Origin of the sequence: Paenibacillus radicis (ex Gao et al. 2016) (assembly GCF_014641555.1) — a bacterium.
GTDB lineage: Bacteria > Bacillota > Bacilli > Paenibacillales > Paenibacillaceae > Pristimantibacillus > Pristimantibacillus radicis.
On the sequence record NZ_BMHY01000010.1, the window covers coordinates 28,828 to 47,888 of the forward strand.

Here is a 19,061-nt window from a genome sequence, read left to right on the forward strand (position 1 = left end):
GGGCGGTCAGGCTGTCGAGAAATTCTCGGCAGCTTTTTCTTTGACCATTTATTGTTCTACGCCGTAACTGCTGCTACAGAATATGTGGTCAAACTCCGCTGTTATCCCCCCAAACTCTATGCGCCATATTCGTTCAGCCAGTCCTTTTGCCACTCTTGAAATGGCTTGGCTTGAACTTCTTCCAGCTTCTTGCCGTCTAATGACCAATATCCTCCATCTGATGCATCTTCATGCGGAACTGAAGTGCCCCCGATCGGCGTGCCGTCGACTACATAGACAAATACATTTACTTTGCCCTGCGACTTCACAATGAACTTTTCAACGTCGATGGTTTTACCGAAATAGGAGGCAGGGTTAACTGACTGCAGTCCCCAATACATCATATAGGGCAGGGTGACAATTTTTTGTTTCGTTAATTCATAGCTTTCTGCATGGGCTTCATAGGACAACACTTCATAGCCTCTATCTTCAAGAAAGCTTATAGCTGCGGATTGGTTTATTGGCCTATCATTGCGACCTGTGCACCCGATCAATAATACAAGCAGAAGAATGGGGATGACATATTTCATTCGGATCCTCCAATTGTTATCGTCTTTACCCACCAAACGCTATCGAACCAAGTAAAGTTGCAGCTCTAGCCTTGTGCAAAAGTGTAAAAAAGCCCCTCGGCATCTTACAAACCGAGGGACTTGCAAATGTTGTTATTTTTCCGCTTCCTTAATTTCAGCCAGCAGCTGTTGCAGCTCCGGATTGGCAGGAGGCTCTTTCAAATCGAGGCTGCGCAATGCTTCTACCGCAATTTTCAGCACTGCGTAATTCCGGTACCACCGATTATCAGAAGGAATCAAATGCCATGGCGATGCCTTGCTGCATTTCTCGAACAGCTCCTCGTAATAGTTGCTGTATTGCTTCCATGATTTACGTTCCAACAGATCGGAAGGGTCGAACTTCCAGTTTTTACTCGGATCCTCGATCCGGCTGATCAGCTTCTCCAATTGGAATTGCTTTGATATATGCAAAAACAGCTTTACAACCTTGACGCCGTTATCGGCAAGCAATGCTTCAAAATGATTGATATGTTTAAACCGGCGTAATGCCTCCGCGTCGTCCACTTTGCCGTGCACTCTTGTAATCAGTACATCCTCGTAATAGGAGCGGTTGAAAACAGCGATTTGGCCAAGTGCTGGCACGGCGTGATGTGTCCGCCACAGAAAATCATGCCGGGATTCTTCCTCGGTCGGAGCTTTGAAGCTATGCGCCGAAATGCCTTGCGGGTTCAATCCGGCAAAAACCTTCTTAATCACTCCGTCCTTTCCGCTGCAATCCATTCCCTGAAAAACAAACAGAACGGCATGCTCTTTCCCAGCGATCAGCTTCTCCTGCAATTCCTGCAGCTCCTGCTCCAGCTCCTTAATCTCCTTCGCAACCTCATCTTTATTCTGAAATCGTCCTGTGTCCTTAGGGTCGAAATTCGAGAGATTAACTTTCTTTTTCACCGAAATCCGAAACTCCTTGCTCATGCCCTCACAGCCTTTCTTCTTATCCTTATATCCTTTTAATTCTATTTTCTTATTCTTATCCCTTCATCATTCCCCTTAAACAAACTTTTCAATGGTCAACATTGTGGGTAATGAAACAAATAGGAACCGAAAGGAGAGAATGAGATGGGAACTTATGTAGAAGTTGAAAAAAACGTTTCTTTATATGTAGAGGATGTCGGAACGGGGACTCCAGTCATCTTCCTGCATGGCTGGCCGCTTAACAGCCGGATGTTCGAATATCAATTTACATGGCTCTCCGAACAGGGGTATCGCTGCATCGGCATCGACCAGCGGGGCTTCGGCAAGTCGGATGCTCCGGCAGAAGGCTACAGCTATGACCGCTTGGCAGATGATATTAAAGCAGTTATCGACCGCTTGGAGCTGGATCAAGTCTATTTAGTCGGTTTCTCTGTAGGCGGCGCAATCGCCGTTCGTTACATGGCGCGCCATGGCGGCTATCGCATCCGCAAGCTTGCCTTGCTGGGAGCAGCCGCTCCAGCTTTCACGCAGCGGGACCAATATCCATACGGAATGAAGCGTGAGGATGCCCAAGCTCAGATTGCAGCAATCCGGCAAGACCGGCCTCAGCTGCTTCGCGACTTTGGATCACAGTTTCTAGACGGTGGCGGGGAGAGAGCTATAAGCGAGCCTTTCAAAGACTGGCTTCAACAGCTTGGCCTCGAAGCTTCCGCTTGGGGCACCGTGCACACCTTCGAATCACTCCGGGATGAAGACTTGCGTGACGATATCCCGCAGATCAAGACAGCAACGACCATCTTCCAGGGAATGAAAGACATCATCTGCCCGCCGGAATTTGCTACGCTGCTGCTTGCCGGCATTGACGGCTCTACGCTTGTTCAGTTCGAACAGAGCGGACACGGGATGCTGTTCGATGAGCCGGACAAGTTCAATGAAGAGCTGCTGCGCTTCCTTAAATAGATCATGTAAGCAAAGGAGGAGCCCTGTGAAGAGGCTCCTTCTTTGCTTGCTCTCATGAGTCTATCCCCTCATAACAGCCACAGAATTTTTACATCTTCCGCTTTATACCGCTTCAAACCGGCTAATATCGTCCCATCCCCGCCGCCCGACCCGGTCGTTCCCCGCCTTAAGACCAGTTCGAGAAACCGACTGGGGACTGTTACGAGCAGCCGGAATCCATACTACAATAAAGACATCGAAGAGCAAGTCGAAAGGATGATGGGAAATGAAAAAATTATTTCGTTCACAGGCTGACCGCAAGCTGACAGGTCTTTGCGGAGGCATCGGGGAGTGGCTGGGTGTTGATCCTACTGTAGTTCGATTGTTGGTAGCAATAGCGGCACTATTCAGCTTCGGGGCGGTCGTGTTGATCTACATCGTCGCATCGATCTTCGTTCCTAAAGCGCCTTACGGCGATTTCAACTACACTAACCAATACCACTTTTAATTTCATTTGATAAAAACTAAGGGAGAGATGATGATGGGAATTTTGGAGAGAGTTTTTTCGATAACGAAGGCAGCAGCAAACGAAATGTTGGATAAAATTGAAAATCCGGTTATGATGCTGAATCATTACCTGAGAGATTTGGATGAGGATATCGCCAAAGCGGAGCGTTCGCTGGTCACTCAGCAAGCTCAAGTACGGATGCTGCAATCGAAGCTCGACGAGCAGAATGGTCAAGCCGCTTACTACGAAGACAAAGCGGTACAAGCTGCATCTGCTGACCGCGAAGCGGAAGCTAGAACGGCATTGGAAGCCAAGCTGCTCTATAAAGAGCATGCGGATGAATCTTCCCGTCTGCTTGAATTTGCACAACAAGCTGTTACCGAAATTGAATTGCGCCTAGAAGCATTGAAGGAAGAACGTACACGTCTGCAAGGAAAACGTACGGAACTGATTGCACGAGTCCAGCAAGCCGGCGTAGTATCCGGGGCACCTGCCCCGCAGTCTTTTGAGGGCAGCTCGGCTGCGAGAGGCTTCGACCGGATTGAGCAAAAGGTAATGGAATGGGAGGCGGCTCGCGAACTCTCGAAAGCGCCATATGGCAGCTACAGCGGTTCAGCGTCCAGCGTTCCGAATCCGCAGCAAGAGAAACGCAATGCGCTAGTTGAAGAAGAGCTTCAGCGTCTGCTGAACAAATAAACGAAAGAGCCCATTCTTGCATACAGCAAGACGGGCTCTTTTTGTTTTTCATTATTTCATTATTGGAAAGGTAACCCGAATTGTCGTACCCGTACCGGGGTAGGTGCGCACCGTAATTTCGCCGCTCATTGCCTCTACGAGCCCTTTCGAAATGGCCATGCCCAGACCTGATCCGTCCGTTGAGCTTGCGCTATCGGTCCCGCGATAATAACGCTCAAATAGCCGGTTTGCTGTATCTCCGTCCATGCCATTGCCGTTGTCGCTGAATGATAGCGCCACTTGCCCTCTGTCCTCCACCTCTTCAACCTTTACCGTCAATATCGTTTCAGGAGGATTATACAGCCATACGTTAGCTGCAATGTTCGCTATGACTCGCTCCATCCAAGGCTTATGCAGCTTTGCATACAACGGTTTGTCCGCCGGAACAAATCGGATTCTCTCTTTATTGAATGACGGACTGGCTCCCGCACGTTCTAAAGCGGCTCCCAGCCATTCATTCAGTTCGATTCGTTCTCCATCTTCCTGCTGCATACCGGCACTGATCCGATAAGACATGGCCAAGTCGTTAATCAGCGTATCCATATGAGCAGCTTTCTCCAGCATGATACGGGAAAATTTGCGAACCTCCTCCAGGCTCCATTCATAGCTGTCCTCGGCAAGCATATGCGTATAGCCTTTAATAGAGGAAAGCGGTGTTTTCAAATCATGGGTAATGCCTGAAATCCATTCTTCGCGCAAATGTTTATTTTGCTCCCGAAGCTTCTGATCTCTTAGCAAAGTAGCAGCCAAATGATCGATCGAATAAAGCACCTCTGCAAACACCCGGTAACGTGAACGCCACTCCCCGGAACGCTTGCGGCTGACAGCAATTCCTCTGCGGTCAAGCGGTTCCTTGAATTCCGCTTTGCCTAATGAATTAAGCCAAGCAAGCATATGAAGCATCGGCACCCCGAAACGATGCGCATTCCATAAGGAGAGCAGGGTAAAGACGATAATTAAAGCAATGAACATAACCGTCATTGCAGTAAGCAGAACCTTCCCCTCCGGCGGCAGCCATCCCCGATCTACTTTTCCGCTCGTTATATTGGGTAGTCCTACGATCCAGGTTCTGCCGGTATCCTCCTCGTAAGAAGTGAGAATGCGGTCGTCAAAACGATAGAAGTACAAAGTACGAACGACCATATCGTCAATTTTATAGCGGCTTTCGACGCCCTTTGGTTTATTGAACGAAGCCAGTTCCGCACCATTGGAATCCAGTAATTGAACAAATCCGCCTAGGGAACGCAGCCTGCTAGCCGCTTTCTCTGGAATGACTAGTTCACTGCCGGAAAACCTGGCTTCGGCCTTCACTTGCTCGAACAACGGGGTCAGTTCATTGCGCGTTCCATAGATCAGTGTAAACAGCTTGCCTTCCTTTTTCTGCACCCATAAATAGATTTCATAGGGAAAAGCATTTTTGTTTAACCAATACTCCATTAACTGCCCGGAAGTATACTGCTTGGGCACATCATTTGGCGTGTTGTAGGAACGCTCCACTTGACCGTTCTCATCCAGGCTTTGCAGCCAGCCGTTATTTTTCTTCACTCGTTCCAGCAAGCCTGGCTCAAACTCGAAGCCGTCAGTCGTAAGCTTGGAGGATTCAACGAGCCGCTCCAGTCCAACAGAGGCAAAATCACGGGAAATTTGAATTTCAGCATATTGGCGTATAACCCACAGGCCCGACAGCACTACGATCAGCAAAGAGACGATACCCGCAATCGATAATTGAAAAACGAACCGCAAAGCTAATCGCCGCTTAATGTTCATCGCTTCTCGATTCCTTTTGCTTTGGGTTGAATCAGCTTATACCCAAGCCCTCTTACATTCACGATAAATTGGGGGTTGGACGGGTCGGCTTCAATTCGCTCGCGGATGCGGTGAATATGAACCATAACTGTATTATCATCGTTAAAGGCGTCAACGCCCCACACTTGCTCATACAGCTCGCTTTTACTAAATATCCGATTCGGATTTTCACATAAAAACAACAACAATTGAAATACGAGCGCCGGGCATGATACCGTCTCGCCCTCAACGATCAGTTCTCCTGCTTCCGCGTTTACCTGAAAACGTCCATAATCATAGACCGTTTGCTGCTGCAGACGTGTACTTTGTCCAGATTGACCCGCCGCAAGCCGTTTGGCATGCGTATACCGACGAAGCTGTGAGCGTATGCGGGCTACAACCTCCATCGGATTAAACGGCTTTGTAATATAATCGTCGCCGCCTACCGCAAAGCCGGTCAATTTATCAAAATCAGATGTCCGTGCTGTCAAGAACAGAATAGGGGCGTCAGTCAGTTCCCGTAGAAATGGAGCAGCCTCAATCCCGCTTCGGCCAGGCATCATAACATCCAGAACGATCAGATCATATTCCTTAACTCTGCAAGCGGCAAGCGCCTCCTCAGCGGATGACGCATTGTCGATGTCGGTAAACCCTTCTTTCTCCAACACGATTTGCATTAATTCAACTATAGAATGCTCGTCATCGACAAGCAGAATGGAATGGCTGTTCATTCCGTACCTCCATCTTCTTCACGCCGTTTATTTCATTAGTTTACCATGATCTTTGCGATGGAACCCATAGCGCTCTCTTAACGCAACCTTAATTCTGCTTCCTATGAAAGCAGCATGAATTAAACTTGTGTTCACTAAAGCGTTCAGTTCCTATAAGGTTGCCCTGTTATTCTAACGGAGGATAGACAATCGATGAATCGGAGGCGTTTAGGTTGGAGAAAAAATCAAATTTTAGAATGAGAAGGATTGCTTTAATATTGGTTGCAGGTGCATTTGCCGGCCTTCTGGCTGGATGCGGAGGCAATAAGGAAGCACCGGCTTCCGCACCGACCGTGAAAGAAGCCGTGACGAACGAAGGCGAGAAAAGCGAATTTAAATTCGAGAATTTACCAGACCTTCTTTTGAACGGAGAGTATGAGACGATCTACAACCATACGAATCAGGCATTCAAAGATGAAATCAGCCTGGCTGATTTCAGTGCCTTGGTTGGAGACTTTAGCAAGGATGTTGATTCACTGCAGCAGTCCTCTATCTTGAAGTTGAACGGAATGGATCTGCGGTCATGGACAACTCCCGGCGGCAATAAAGGACTGATCGCACTCGTCGATGCGAGCAATGAAATCAACAGCCTGCAGGTCCGGTCGCTTGACGTCTACCCCGAAACCGATGCTCAGTTCACCAATACGGCTTTCGAGCCGCCGTTTAAAGGAGACTGGTACGTCTATTGGGGCGGAATCAACGCTTTAGTGAACTATCACTACGAGTATCCTGGCCAGCGTTATGCCTATGACATCATTAAAGTGAAGGATGAGAAATCCTATAAAGGCGATCCGCTTAAAAACGAAAGTTATTACGCCTTTAATCAGGATGCCTTCGCTCCTGCAGACGGTATAGTCGTAAAGGTCGTCAACGATATTCCGGACAATGAGCCTGTTGGCGTTATGAATGAAAAAGCACCCGAAGGCAATGTCGTCGTAATCGATCATGGCGGTGAATACAGCTTTATCGCGCATATGAAGAAAGGCACCATCGTTGTAAAAGAGGGAGATAAAGTAGAAACAGGCGATCTCCTCGGTAAAACAGGTAATTCCGGCAATTCCAGCGAGGCGCATCTTCATTTCCAAGTATCCAATGGCCCTGATTTATTCGATGGCACGCATGCCATTCGTGTACAATGGAAGAACAAAATCGATGACTCGCAAGGACATACGATTTCCAGCGATTAAAATAAAACAAGGCTGGCGCATTCAAATGGCGCCAGCCTTGTTTTATTTTGTCTATTGAGCCGATTGCGAATCCAGCAATTTCAGTATTACCGTAACGACCTCCGCACGGGTAGCGATGGCTTGCGGATCAAATGTATTGCCGGGTTTACCCTCCAGCAGACCTGCTTTAGCTGCAGCAGCGGCTTCTTTCACCGCCCACTTCGGGATACTGCTGTCATCGGCAAAGCTTGTTGACGTTTCTCCGCTCGTATCAAGCTTTGCCGCACGGGCAATAATGACCGCCAGTTCAGCTCGGCTAATGCTGCCGGATGGACGGAAGCTTCCATCCGCATAGCCTTGAATCAATTGCTGTTTCTGGACCGCTGATGCATGCGGACTGGCCCACTCCGGTATTTGGCTGCTGTCCTGGAAGGTGCTTCTTTCTGTTGCTGCTGTGTCGAGCTTCAGCGCCCTGCTGAGCATGACGGCGAACTCGCCGCGCGTAATCGGATTCTCAGGATGGAAGCTTCCATCACTATATCCCTTCACAATGCCTAAAGCTTCTGCACGGGCAATCGCGGTCTCCGCCCAGTGTCCTTTCGTATCAGCAAACGCCTTAGCCGGTTCTCCGCTGGCACCAGGGGACGGGCTTGGACTTGGGCTAGGTGTTGCGCTTGGAGTCGGACTAGGGCTAGAGCTTGGACTCGTACCCGGATTAGAACCCGAACCTGGCGTCGGGCTCGGAGTCGGGCTTGGCTCCGGGCTCGGGCTAGTACCCGGACTTGGCTCCGGACTCGTGCCTGGGCTTGGGCTAGTACCCGGACTTGGTTCAGGGCTGGTGCCCGGTCCTTCGTTTGGAGAAGGAAGAGGCTCTTGTGTCGCAACCGCCGAAGCCGGATCGAATTGAAGCCTCACCTGATCTTCACCGCTGTAATGATTTTCCGGCCAATCGACTTTCACCCAGCCATCTATGACAGATGCCAGATTGGAGACATTAAAATAAACAACACGCGTATTCGCTGCCGTATCTCTGAATAGCACGGGTACATTTTCCCCGTTTAGCTTGAAGCCCGTAATAACGGAATCTTGCTTAATCGTAAAATAAAATGTTTTTTCCGTACCGGAAACGTGAAGCATACCCGGACTGACAACAAATGTCTGCATAACGGAATTGTCTGAGCTTCCGGACTTCAACACTTTAAAATTAACATAATAATTGCCGTCAGCAAGAGCTTCACCCGGAACCCGGGCTGCCTCAAATTGCTGTCTCGCTGCTTCCAAATTTGCAAATGCCGCTTGAATATCTGATCTTGCCGCAGCCGGGTGATCTGCAGTCTGCTTCACCTCGCTAATGACCGCTTGAAAGCTCTCTTTAGCCTCTGTGCTATATTGTCCCGGCTGTGTCCCAGCTTCTGACTCATCATGCAGCTCTTGAGCAGCCTCAACCGCTTGATTCAACTGATGCAACAGCTCCACATTGAAATTCAAATAAAGCGTCTTTTCAACTGTAGGCTGATCAGTCGTTTTGTATACGATAGGAAGCAACCCGTTCGTTGCATTCAGATTTGTCGAATTTAGAATTAACTGCCCGGTATATTCGTCCTTATCAGGACGGTTTGCAACCTCTCTAACCGTCTGCTTGGCGCCAATGCCGGTTCCATCACTGAAGGCTGGATTATAAGTGGCGCTGTACCAATCCAGCGATACGAATTTTGACTTAAATTCACTGTAGTTTTTTATCGTAATCCGCTCATAAATTTTAGCGCCGGAGATCACTTCGACCGTTTCCGGTACGAAAAAGGAGGCAAACTCAGACTCCACCGCATTAGGCGAGCGGCTGTCCAGTACAACAAACCGGCCTACCCCTTGCGTAGCGACATTATCTGCAATTTCAACCAGATAGTTTTGCAGGTCTGACACTCTTCCATTCACTTGGGCCTGTGAGACTTGTGCATTGTCCCGATCCTGAATAGCAGCCGTTATTAGCGTCTGAAGCTTATTCCGATAGCTCGTGCTAATGGGCGTATCGGGAATTTCTCCTCCGCTGACAATATATTTCCGAAGCGCATCCGTTGCACCCGTGTAGGTTACCGGATCAGCGACCGCCGCTGCCCCGAACGGTTTGGAAGCCGCATAGACGGACTGCGCCTCCACAATGACATTGCGAAGTGCTGCTTTATCAACGACAATCTTTGAAGCTTTAACTTGCTCCACATGTTTGTTGAGTTCAAAGAAGGCTAGACCAAACTCTGACTCTGTGGCATTTTCCTCAGCTGCAGCAGCAGCCGCTTTTTGAATTGCGTTATGTAACCCGTTCTTCGTTCCAACTGGGTAATAGCCGTCCCCGGTTCCTTCCGTTATTGTGTCGTGAAGGCTTTGCGCTGTTGCGATAAGCGTATTCAGCCCCTCAAGCGATACTGGATCGCCTTCCGTCCCCGGTACAATTCCGCTTGCATCCAGCTTAAGCTGTACCGGATACCAATTGTCATATTGAATGTGTGCCGTTGAAATATAGACATGAATGAGAATATCATACGTTTTAGACAAATCGGTTACGACATAGCTTGCAATTGATGCGTTCGGGTCATTGCTATAGGCTGATATGTAGTTCTCCGCTCCGCTTATTAGCTGACCGCCGCTAATAACAGCCCGGGACGCTCCATCCCTCAGAATGCCGACAAACGGAATGTCCTGTTTCGCAGTAATTTCATGTTGAAAGGTAATCGTCCCGTTCTGTACAATCAGCTTCCCGCTTCCGGCTACCGAATAATCTTGAAGCTTGGAGGAGGTTTGCTTCCCATCCTCATAATAATGAAATCCTACCGGGTACTCGCCGTCTGTTAGCGAAGCGGCAGCAGCCGACGAACCAAACGGAGCAGCGATGGCCGTCTGTAAAATAAACAAAAAGGCCATTACCGCAGCCAAGCGGCTTTTTCCCTTCAACTTCAACACATCCACATCCTTTTCATTGAATTAGGCCAGTTGTCATGCTCCGGCCAATAAAAGAGAGAAGAAAAGACCTGCCTGCAAGGGCAAGCCTTTTCTTCCTGTCATCTTTACGCTTCGACTGCGCCAGCCGTGTTAAACAAGAGGCGTGCGTCGCGTGTGTATTGATAGCCATTCGGAGGATAGACCGAAGACGGGATGTCTACGTAAATTTGAATATTAACGTAACTGTCAAGATCGTCAGTTGTGAACTGGAAGGCATAGTTGCCTGCCGTTGCAGGCGTTACGCTCGTTGCTTCCACATAACCGGCACCGTTATTGACCCGGAAGTTCTGGATGTAACTGTCGTTAGTGAATTCTACCGTAACCGTAAAGGAATTGCCGTCGGCCACGACAACTGCAGGTGCCGCGATATAGCCGGTCAACATCGATGGAGCGGTGCTGGTAGCCGAATAAGCCGCATATTGAATTTTGTAAGTTCCGTCATCAGGGAAGGTTGCCGCAAATGCAGGCGTGACATAAGCAACAGCTACAGCAATAAGAAGCATGAACATAACGAGATTTTTACGGAATTTGATTACCAATACAAACACTCTCCCTTAATCGTTTTTTGGTTGGACATTCTGCTACTCACCAGCGAAGACGACCTTTCACACTCCTTTCCTTGTAGACGCTGCAAACCGAAAGAGGAGAACGATATTTTGTCGATAATGATAATTATTATCAATACATGCTTAAAAAAAAGGGTTTTGCTGGCAGCATTCTGCTTTACCGGCATCACCAATCATTTTTGATACACTCATGAAAATGAATATCATTATCAATATAGTCGTAAAAAAAAAGCTCCTCTAAGTCCAGTGCCTTTCATTGGCAGCAAACGATATCACCCATAATTTGCTATCAACGACATCATTGTAATAGAGCCAACTAAAAATTGTCAATACATTTTTTTGAAATTATTGCCGTGTTCGGACTGAGAATTGAAAGAGCTCCCGCTCATATGTACATCACTTGATAAGTAAATGTGCATTGTAGATCCCTTGATTGAGGGGCTATAATAACCTCGGTCAGCTTGATTGATAATGAGAATCATTACGCAGTTATTTAGTCAGCCCTCTATCATTCTCGCAACAGACAACAATCAGCATAGGAGTGGATTCTGCAATGGCAAGCTCAAAAAAAATGACAGTGATACTGGCAACGATACTGCTAGTAGCCATGATAGGATTAAGCGGCTGCGCCGCAAACGGAGGTTCCAGCTCCAGTACGAATAACAATCAGACAACGCAAGGCAATAGCACTGCGACTCCTGAAAGCAGTCCTGTACCAGAAGAAGATGCAACGCGAACGGTGAAAGATCAATTTGGCGAGGTCACAGTGCCCGCACATCCGCAAAAGGTAGCCGGCATCTACATGGAAGATTATTTAAAAGCGCTTGACGTTAGCCCTGTTGTTCAATGGTATCACCCGCTGTGGGGGACGCAAGAATATTTGAAATTGACTTCTCCTACATGGGATATTACAGGTGATATGGAGAAATTATTAGCTTATGAACCTGATCTGATTTTTGTTGACGGGGGAGCGGATGCAACGATGTATGAGCAATATTCCAAAGTCGCCCCTACTTACCGTATTCCTGATTCCGCCTTGCAAGATCCTCGCCTTATTCTGACAACGGTGGCTGATGTCTTGGGCATTCCAGAGAAAGCCGAACAGTTGCTCAGCGATTATGATAAGCAAGTAGCCGAGACCAAATCACTGCTGCACGAAAAAATTGGAGACGAAACGGTCGCCGTCCTGCGCATCAACATCAGCGATAAGTCCATTAATATTCTCGGTTACAAGAACAGGTTCATCGGAGCTACACTGTACCATGACTTAGGATTAAAAGCTCCCAAAATGGTCGAGGAAATGGAAGCCTTTATTGACTTGATCTCGATGGAAGCTATTCCCGATTTAAATGCAGACCACTTGATCATTCTCCCGTCTAACGGCAACTGGGAATCTCCAGAAAACCAAGAGGCGATCTCGAACTTGTTTGAAAGCCCCATCTGGAAGTCGGTTCCAGCCGTTAAAAATGGTCATGTGTACAAAGTAGAGCGCTCCCATTGGCAAACCGGCGCTATTCTAGCCAATAAACTGAAAATGAATGATCTTACCGCCATTTTCTCCAAATAACAATTATTCGAGCGAAGCTCTTCAAGCAAATAAAAGCTTGAAGAGCTTCGCTTTTTCTTTTACACTATAACTATGATAATGATTCTCAGTTAGGTGGCGATTAGATTGACGCAGCAAGCGGCTATCGCATATTGCGCGATGAAAGAGATACGGCATGAGCCCTTGCAGGGTTTATATAACGATGAAGATAAAGAAGAAAGCGTCTATACGATGCTCGTTATTACCGAGGGAAGCGGCACTGCCCGCCTTGCCCAAGACGGTATTCGTCTCATCCGCGGATCTTGTCTGATTACCCCTCCCGGCTCAGAGCTTACTATTAAGCCGGAACGCAAAGGACTGCAGGGCTATATCATCTCCTTTCTATGGTCCGGCGTTCCTGGGAAGTTAGCTTCTGCCAGCCGTGACGTTAACCTGTTCCCTTGTACGGGAGAAATGACTTGCCTTCCTTTTTCACAAGCGATAGAAAGTATTGGAGCGATCTATAGCCACCGCTTGCTTCACGGACAATTGGAGCTTTTTCAAAATCAGATTCGATTTCAGCAGCTGCTGCTTTTTCTTCTCCAGCAGAACCAGCAGCAAACGGCAGAGACCGACATTCGCCGCGGAATGGAGCAATCCATCCGGTACTTGAAAGAGCATTACCGCGAACCCTTCACTGTCGATCTGCTTGCCGAGCGGACGATGGTCAGCCGCTGGCGATATACAAGAATGTTCAAGGAGCTAACCGGGCAATTGCCGCTTGATTATGTAAATGGGATACGAATCGAGCGCTCCAAGCAGCTGCTCCTTCAGACGGAAGATCGGCTTCACGCGATCGCAGAAACGGTGGGCTATAACAGCGAATACTATTTTAATCGGCGTTTTAAGCAAACGGTGGGCATCTCTCCCGGACAATATCGGCGGATTCATCGGGATGATTTAAAAATCTACGCTCCCTACATGGAGGATTTCCTGTTGGCGCTAGGCATCAATCCCATTGCGCAATGCTGGGACGCCAGATGGGGCAAGCAGGAGTATCTGGGCCTGCAAGATGTCCCCGTTCTAGACCCAACAAGTCTGTCTGATTTATCCGCATGCAAGCCAGACTTTATCATTCTAGATGGCGGCTATGAAAAATATCCGATTAGCATCCGCCAATTTGAGCGCCTTGCCCCTACGTATCGTCTCCAGCACCCCGGCGAGAATTGGCGTGCCACCTTGCAGACAATGGCCGATTTTTTGGGTAAGACGGAGCAAGCCGATCAAGTAATTGCACAATATGAGAATAAAGCGGAAGCAGCAAGTCTACGCTTGCGACGCTCCGTTTCCGGGCAGTCGGTGGCCTGCGTAAGACTGTCTGCGTCCGGTATTTATCTATATGGGGGAGTGGATCTTGGGTATACAGGCTCCGTCTTGTATGGGGATCTGGATTTGACGCCTCACCCGCTTGCAATCGAACTCTCAGCTCGAGCGTCACGGCTGGAAATGCTGACTGCGGAAAAACTGAAAGAGCTGGATGCTGAGCATCTCTTCGTCGTATACGATAAATACGAAGGATCTATTCCCAACCCGAATATGAACCCGATTTGGAGGTCGCTGCCGGCGGTACAAGCCGGACGCGTATACGAGGTTGATTTTCTTACCTGGATGAATTACGGAGTCCTTTCCCATAACAAAAAAATCGATGACGTTCTTCTTGCTTTAGCTTAATAAACGTATACAAGCACGAAGGCTTAATGCTCCTCCCCTCATAGGAGCTTTCCTATTACGAAAGTTAACATTGTTCTAACGTTTATGAAATACGCCGCTAATACTGTCCCCTTATAGTAAAGATATCAAGGAAACAGGAGGCGAAATCAGCATGATCGTATTCGATGTTGTAGTAGATGGAGAAGTGAAGGAAACGATAAAGCCGGTGAATCAGCGCTTGAAGGAAATTCATGTTTATGTTCAAGAAGAAGCCGTTCGGGTACAAGAACAATATAGCGGAAGCATTTACTTGAGCCGCAGAGTCGAATACAACTAACGCAAAAAGATGACCCCACAACAGAGGCCATCTTTTTTTTTGCCTATTTGAGATGGAATGGTTCAGTGCTGCATGCACATGTTTACAAACGGAAGCTTCCGTTCGTTTCTCCGCCGGCCGCCGCTTGATCACGGAATCCCCGCTTAAACAGCAGTGATACGGAAAATCTGGCGCAGACAAGAGCGAAAGCAACAAAAAGCAGCGCCCATATAAAGCCCGGCAGTATGGTTGCCCGACTTAGATTGGCGGCATCGCCTGCCGCGCCGGGAGATGTAATCGATAGGCTTAAAATAATGAATGGACTCAATATCGACTCCACCAGACAAATGAATGCGATCAACAAATAGTAGCCGTGCCGCAGCCATTGCGGAGCCATCGCTCCGATTACTCCAGTAATAACGGCAAAACCTGCGCACCACAGCATGCCGTAGCCATTTCGCACGAATAGCGCAAGACCAATCGCCGCCAGCGCCGTAACGAGATAAAGACCCGCTCTTTCATTCTTTCTTGCATATAGCCAGAACAACAGCAGGGCAAACAGTGCAGCCCCTGTATAACCGGCAAGCGAGATCGGAATCGACATCCACGATTCTGCATAGCTCGTATAAGTAACCCCGCTCTGATTCGCATATAGGTAAATATGATTGACCTGCCCCTTCAGCAGCAACGCCGCCAGCGCATGCCCCAATTCGTGAACTAGCGTATCCACATTGCGGAAAAAAGCAGAAAACGGAATAAATCTCGTTAAGAAGACCGTAACCAAAACAACCACAGCTGTCTGCAGCCAAGCTCGCATCGCAATCCCTCCAAACCTTCCTACCCTTTTTTACTTCATTATGGCATATGAGGTTTCATCCGGTCTCGCAAAAAGAAAAGAAAAACTGCGGCCCCCTCCTTCTGGAAGTATGCCGCAGTTCATTTTTATTAAACGCCGTATTGATCGATTTTGATCAAATTAGTGGCACCTGCACGGCCGGTAGGCGTTCCCGCTGTAATGACAACATAGTCGCCTTTTTCCAGCAGGCCGGTTTTGCCGCCATTGCTCAAAGCGGTTTGGAAAATGCCGTCAGTCGATTCCGGTCTTTCCTCGCCCTTAACAGGAATGACGCCCCAGAGCAGCGCTAGCCGCTGCAGTACATTGTCATTCGACGTAATCGCGATAATCGGCGATTTAGGACGATATTTGGAAACCATACGCGCCGTAAAGCCGCTTTCCGTTGGCGTCAAAATCGCTTTCGCGTCCAGTTCCAGCGAGGAGCTTACAACGGCTTGACTAATGACTTCAGTAGTTGTTGTCGGCTGCTCCGAGCTGCGCTGACGGAAGCCGTCCGCATAGTCAAGCATCGATTCCGCGCGTACCGCGATAGATGACATCGTGCTGATCGATTGTACCGGATATTTGCCGGCAGCTGTCTCACCCGAAAGCATGATCGCGTCCGTGCCTTGAAGAACGGCGTTAGCTACGTCGCTTACTTCCGCCCGGGAAGGACGCGGGTTCACTTGCATGGAATCCAGCATATGCGTCGCTACGATAACCGGTTTGCCGGCTAGATTACACTTATTAATCATCTCGCGCTGAATCATCGGTACTTCCTCTACCGGGATTTCAACGCCGAGATCGCCCCGTGCAACCATGATGCCGTCGGAAGCTTCAATGATTGCATCCAGGTTGTCCACGCCTTCTTCATTCTCGATCTTCGAAATAATTTGAATATGGCTCGCTCCGTTTGCCTGAAGCAGCTCGCGAATTTGCAATATATCTTCAGCACGCCGTACGAAGGAAGGCGCGATAATATCGATACCCTGCTCGATGCCGAAATGAATATGGCGAATGTCGCGTTCCGTTACGCCTGGCAGCGTCGTGCGGATACCTGGCAAATTAACGCCTTTTCTAGGCTTGATGATGCCGCCGTTCAAGATCATACAAAGGATTTCCGTCCCTTGGGCGGACTGTACTTCAAGCTCAATCAGACCGTCGTCCAGCAAAATTTTATCCCCTGATTTAATAACGAGCGGAAGCTCGCTGTAATTGACATGAATCCGCTCTCCGTTACCAACGATATCCTCTGTCGTCAACGTCAGCGTCGATCCTGTCTTGAGCTCGTAAGAAGCTTCTTCCAGCTTGCCGATCCGAACCTCTGGACCTTTAATATCAAGCAAAATCGGCACGATTGCGTTTGTTGCCTGTGCCGCTTCGCGTATACGTTCAATTCTTCCCGCATGGTCTTCCAGCTCGCCATGAGCCATATTAAGCCGCGCTACGTTCATTCCCGCTTGAATCATTTCCTTAAGCACATCTGTCGAGTCGCAGGCCGGTCCCATCGTACATACGATTTTAGTTTTGCGCATTTTGTCGATTCCTCCCGAAAGAACATTGTCATTGAGTATTGTAGCGCTAATCTTCCCAACGGACTACGAAATATAGTACGCTATATGAAAAATAGTACGTTTTTGAAAGGAGCTTTTGCCATGTTTCGATTTGTACAAATTCGCCAGGACCGGGGCGTAGATTGGTTCGACGACGGGTCAAGAGCACCGGGAGCCTCTACGCTTGTACTTGCCAGCTACGGCAAATCCGTTTATTGGATCGAGCATGAAAAAGTTATTTTGGACAAAGGGGAGGCCCTGTATATTCCCGCCTGCCAATCCTATTACGGCAAGTGTATTCCGACTGTGTTTCATGAGAAATATGTCATCGAATTTACCGGTGCGGATCAGCTTGCGGGACTTCCGATCGCTCAAAGCGATACTTGGGTAAAAACGAAGCTGGGCATGTACGATCTATGCCTCGGACGAATTAGAACGGTCTATGCCGACTGGATCGACAAGGCGCCCTATGCCGATATTCGCGGACTTGCTGTTTTGACTGAATGGCTGGCTGTCTGGAACCGCGAGCTGGACGAGGGTACGAATTCTCCGGAAATTCACCAAAGCGTGGAACGGATGAAGCAGTATATATCCGACTATTACCAGCAGAAAATAACGAAGGAAGAGCTGGGCGATTATATTCATAAAAGCCCTAACTATGCCGCCACGCTTTTCCGCCGGGTAACCGGGCAGACCATCAGCGAGTTTGTTCATGCCGCGCGGATTAAGAAAGCGATCTATATGCTTGTCGACTCTACGCTAACCGTAGGCGAAATCGCCGAGTTTGTCGGCTATAGCGACGTCTCTTATTTTCAACGAATATTCAAGCGGGAAACAGGTACGACGCCAACCGAATACATGCGCGAACGGCCCTCACCTACAGCTTAGTATTTCAAATAATAACCGTTGACAATGAGTCTGATAATCATTATCATTCTAGAGGACAATGTACTCTGTTAATACTGATACTTATTTATTGGGAGGCTTTACTACATGTTTACTAGCAATCGTACAAAACCAGCTTCACTTCTCATACTTTTACTATCGCTCACCCTGCTTCTTGCAGCCTGCGGCGGCAATTCCAACAAAGGCGCGAACCAAAATTCCAACGAAGCGAACGTATCGCCTTCACCTGATGCAAGCACCGAACCCGCTTCCGAAAAAATCGTAACCGATGCTGCCGGCAACAAAGTAACGATCCCGGCTAACCCGCAGCGGATCGTAGCTTCCTATTTGGAAGACCCGGTGCTTACCCTCGGTTCTACACCTGTCGCTCAATGGACTGTCAACGGAGGTGTTCAGAATTATTTGCAGGATAAACTCGCTGGTGTACCAACATTAGATTATGATATGCCGCCTGAGCAAGTAGCGAGCTTTGAGCCTGATTTAATCCTTGTCTCCTCTGAAGCGACTGCACAAAAGGGGCTGTACGAGCAATATTCCAAAATTGCCCCAACGTATGTTGTCGGTGATAAGGTAAGCAACAACTGGCGTGAAGCGCTGCGGACCATTGGCGGTCTGCTGGGCAAATCCGAACAGGCAGAGCAAGCGATCAAAGATTACGAGCAAAAAGCGGCAGACAGCAAAGCCAAGCTGACTGAAGCCATCGGCACGAAATCGGCAGCAGTCTTCTGGCTGACAGGCAAAAACTTTTATCTCGTTGATGAAAAAGTATCGAGCGGGGCCGTTCTATACGGGGACCTTGGCATGAAGCCTTCCAATCTAGTTATCGAAATTCCGGAGGAATCACGCGGCAACTGGAGTCCTATTTCGCTCGAAAAACTCGCGGAACTGGATGCTGACTATATTTTCATCTTAAACAGCGATAAAAGCGCGGGCGATACTTCCATTATTGATGGACCAGTCTGGAAGAACATCCCGGCTGTAAAAGCCGGCAACGTCATTGAGCTTGATTCCAATAGCAGCTGGCTTTACAAAGGCAAGCTTGCCAACGAAAGAATCATTGACGATGTAATGAAGGCATTGGTGAAATAAAATTGAGAAGTCGGGGGCAGCTTGCTCCCGACTTCTCAATCCCCCCTTTTTCGGATGTTCCCCCATTTATAGGCATATATCCTTCGGCATACATAAGGATCTATGCCTTTTATTATGGCCGTTGGCTCCTTCCAAGTTGTAATTCGC

At 48.4% G+C, this 19,061-nt stretch carries 17 protein-coding genes; 9 read left to right on the forward strand and 8 right to left on the reverse strand.

Annotation, left to right across the window (positions count from 1 at the left end):
* Nucleotides 1-116 precede the first annotated feature (116 nt).
* Both IEX98_RS21635 and IEX98_RS21640 read right to left on the reverse strand, forming a co-directional pair.
* The gene (locus IEX98_RS21635) at nucleotides 117-569 is read right to left on the reverse strand and encodes a hypothetical protein (RefSeq protein ID WP_188891301.1); all 453 of its coding nucleotides are present in this window, start codon (nucleotides 567-569) and stop codon (nucleotides 117-119) included.
* A 132-nt stretch (nucleotides 570-701) separates the two neighbouring features.
* Complete coding sequence (locus IEX98_RS21640) at nucleotides 702-1,520, reverse strand: PPK2 family polyphosphate kinase (protein WP_188891303.1); 819 nt, start codon at nucleotides 1,518-1,520, stop codon at nucleotides 702-704.
* Nucleotides 1,521-1,664: 144 nt separating this feature from the next.
* On the opposite strand from IEX98_RS21640, the gene IEX98_RS21645 reads away from it, so the two are divergent.
* The 3 genes from IEX98_RS21645 (at nucleotide 1,665) to IEX98_RS21655 (ending at nucleotide 3,663) form a co-directional block, all read left to right on the forward strand.
* On the forward strand, nucleotides 1,665-2,480 hold the full coding sequence (locus IEX98_RS21645; protein WP_188891305.1) for an alpha/beta fold hydrolase: 816 nt from the start codon (nucleotides 1,665-1,667) through the stop codon (nucleotides 2,478-2,480).
* 265 nt (nucleotides 2,481-2,745) lie between these two features.
* Nucleotides 2,746-2,967 carry a PspC domain-containing protein gene (locus IEX98_RS21650; protein ID WP_188891307.1) on the forward strand — a complete coding sequence of 74 codons (222 nt, stop codon included), beginning with the start codon at nucleotides 2,746-2,748 and terminating at the stop codon, nucleotides 2,965-2,967.
* Between the two features lie 33 nt (nucleotides 2,968-3,000).
* Nucleotides 3,001-3,663, forward strand: a complete 663-nt coding sequence (locus IEX98_RS21655) for a PspA/IM30 family protein (RefSeq protein ID WP_188891309.1) — start codon at nucleotides 3,001-3,003, stop codon at nucleotides 3,661-3,663.
* A gap of 51 nt (nucleotides 3,664-3,714) precedes the next feature.
* Here IEX98_RS21655 and IEX98_RS21660 read toward each other — a convergent pair whose 3' ends face one another.
* Both IEX98_RS21660 and IEX98_RS21665 read right to left on the reverse strand, forming a co-directional pair.
* The gene (locus IEX98_RS21660) at nucleotides 3,715-5,469 is read right to left on the reverse strand and encodes a sensor histidine kinase (RefSeq protein ID WP_188891311.1); all 1,755 of its coding nucleotides are present in this window, start codon (nucleotides 5,467-5,469) and stop codon (nucleotides 3,715-3,717) included.
* Complete coding sequence (locus IEX98_RS21665) at nucleotides 5,466-6,218, reverse strand: response regulator transcription factor (RefSeq protein WP_188891313.1); 753 nt, start codon at nucleotides 6,216-6,218, stop codon at nucleotides 5,466-5,468. Before IEX98_RS21665 ends, IEX98_RS21660 begins: the two co-directional genes overlap by 4 nt.
* A 212-nt stretch (nucleotides 6,219-6,430) precedes the next feature.
* Here IEX98_RS21665 and IEX98_RS21670 point away from each other — a divergent pair, with 212 nt between their 5' ends.
* Complete coding sequence (locus IEX98_RS21670; protein WP_229692310.1) at nucleotides 6,431-7,444, forward strand: M23 family metallopeptidase; 1,014 nt, start codon at nucleotides 6,431-6,433, stop codon at nucleotides 7,442-7,444.
* A gap of 51 nt (nucleotides 7,445-7,495) precedes the next feature.
* On the opposite strand, the gene IEX98_RS21675 is transcribed toward IEX98_RS21670, so the two are convergent.
* Both IEX98_RS21675 and IEX98_RS21680 read right to left on the reverse strand, forming a co-directional pair.
* A complete protein-coding gene (locus tag IEX98_RS21675; RefSeq protein ID WP_188891315.1) occupies nucleotides 7,496-10,372 on the reverse strand; it encodes an S-layer homology domain-containing protein in 2,877 nt (958 codons plus the stop codon).
* 107 nt (nucleotides 10,373-10,479) lie between these two features.
* Entirely contained in the window at nucleotides 10,480-10,953 is a 474-nt protein-coding gene (locus tag IEX98_RS21680) for an NEAT domain-containing protein (protein ID WP_188891317.1), read from the reverse strand.
* Between the two features lie 580 nt (nucleotides 10,954-11,533).
* Between IEX98_RS21680 and IEX98_RS21685 the strand changes: the two genes are divergently transcribed.
* From IEX98_RS21685 to IEX98_RS21695, 3 genes are all read left to right on the forward strand, one after another.
* Nucleotides 11,534-12,547 (forward strand): ABC transporter substrate-binding protein, encoded by a 1,014-nt coding sequence (locus IEX98_RS21685; protein WP_229692311.1) that lies wholly within the window; start codon nucleotides 11,534-11,536, stop codon nucleotides 12,545-12,547.
* A 105-nt stretch (nucleotides 12,548-12,652) separates the two neighbouring features.
* Entirely contained in the window at nucleotides 12,653-14,236 is a 1,584-nt protein-coding gene (locus IEX98_RS21690; RefSeq protein ID WP_229692312.1) for an AraC family transcriptional regulator, read from the forward strand.
* Nucleotides 14,237-14,387: 151 nt separating this feature from the next.
* Complete coding sequence (locus IEX98_RS21695; protein ID WP_188891320.1) at nucleotides 14,388-14,552, forward strand: mechanosensitive ion channel protein MscL; 165 nt, start codon at nucleotides 14,388-14,390, stop codon at nucleotides 14,550-14,552.
* Between the two features lie 82 nt (nucleotides 14,553-14,634).
* Here the strand turns inward: IEX98_RS21695 and IEX98_RS21700 are convergent, their stop codons facing one another.
* Nucleotides 14,635-15,348, reverse strand: a complete 714-nt coding sequence (locus IEX98_RS21700; protein ID WP_188891322.1) for a M50 family metallopeptidase — start codon at nucleotides 15,346-15,348, stop codon at nucleotides 14,635-14,637.
* Nucleotides 15,349-15,476: 128 nt separating this feature from the next.
* A complete protein-coding gene (gene pyk, locus IEX98_RS21705; RefSeq protein ID WP_188891324.1) occupies nucleotides 15,477-16,901 on the reverse strand; it encodes a pyruvate kinase in 1,425 nt (474 codons plus the stop codon).
* A 120-nt stretch (nucleotides 16,902-17,021) separates the two neighbouring features.
* Here pyk and IEX98_RS21710 point away from each other — a divergent pair, with 120 nt between their 5' ends.
* Together IEX98_RS21710 and IEX98_RS21715 are read left to right on the forward strand one after the other, a co-directional pair.
* Nucleotides 17,022-17,807 (forward strand): helix-turn-helix domain-containing protein, encoded by a 786-nt coding sequence (locus IEX98_RS21710; RefSeq protein ID WP_188891326.1) that lies wholly within the window; start codon nucleotides 17,022-17,024, stop codon nucleotides 17,805-17,807.
* 105 nt (nucleotides 17,808-17,912) lie between these two features.
* Nucleotides 17,913-18,914, forward strand: a complete 1,002-nt coding sequence (locus tag IEX98_RS21715; protein ID WP_188891328.1) for an iron-hydroxamate ABC transporter substrate-binding protein — start codon at nucleotides 17,913-17,915, stop codon at nucleotides 18,912-18,914.
* Nucleotides 18,915-19,061 lie beyond the last annotated feature (147 nt).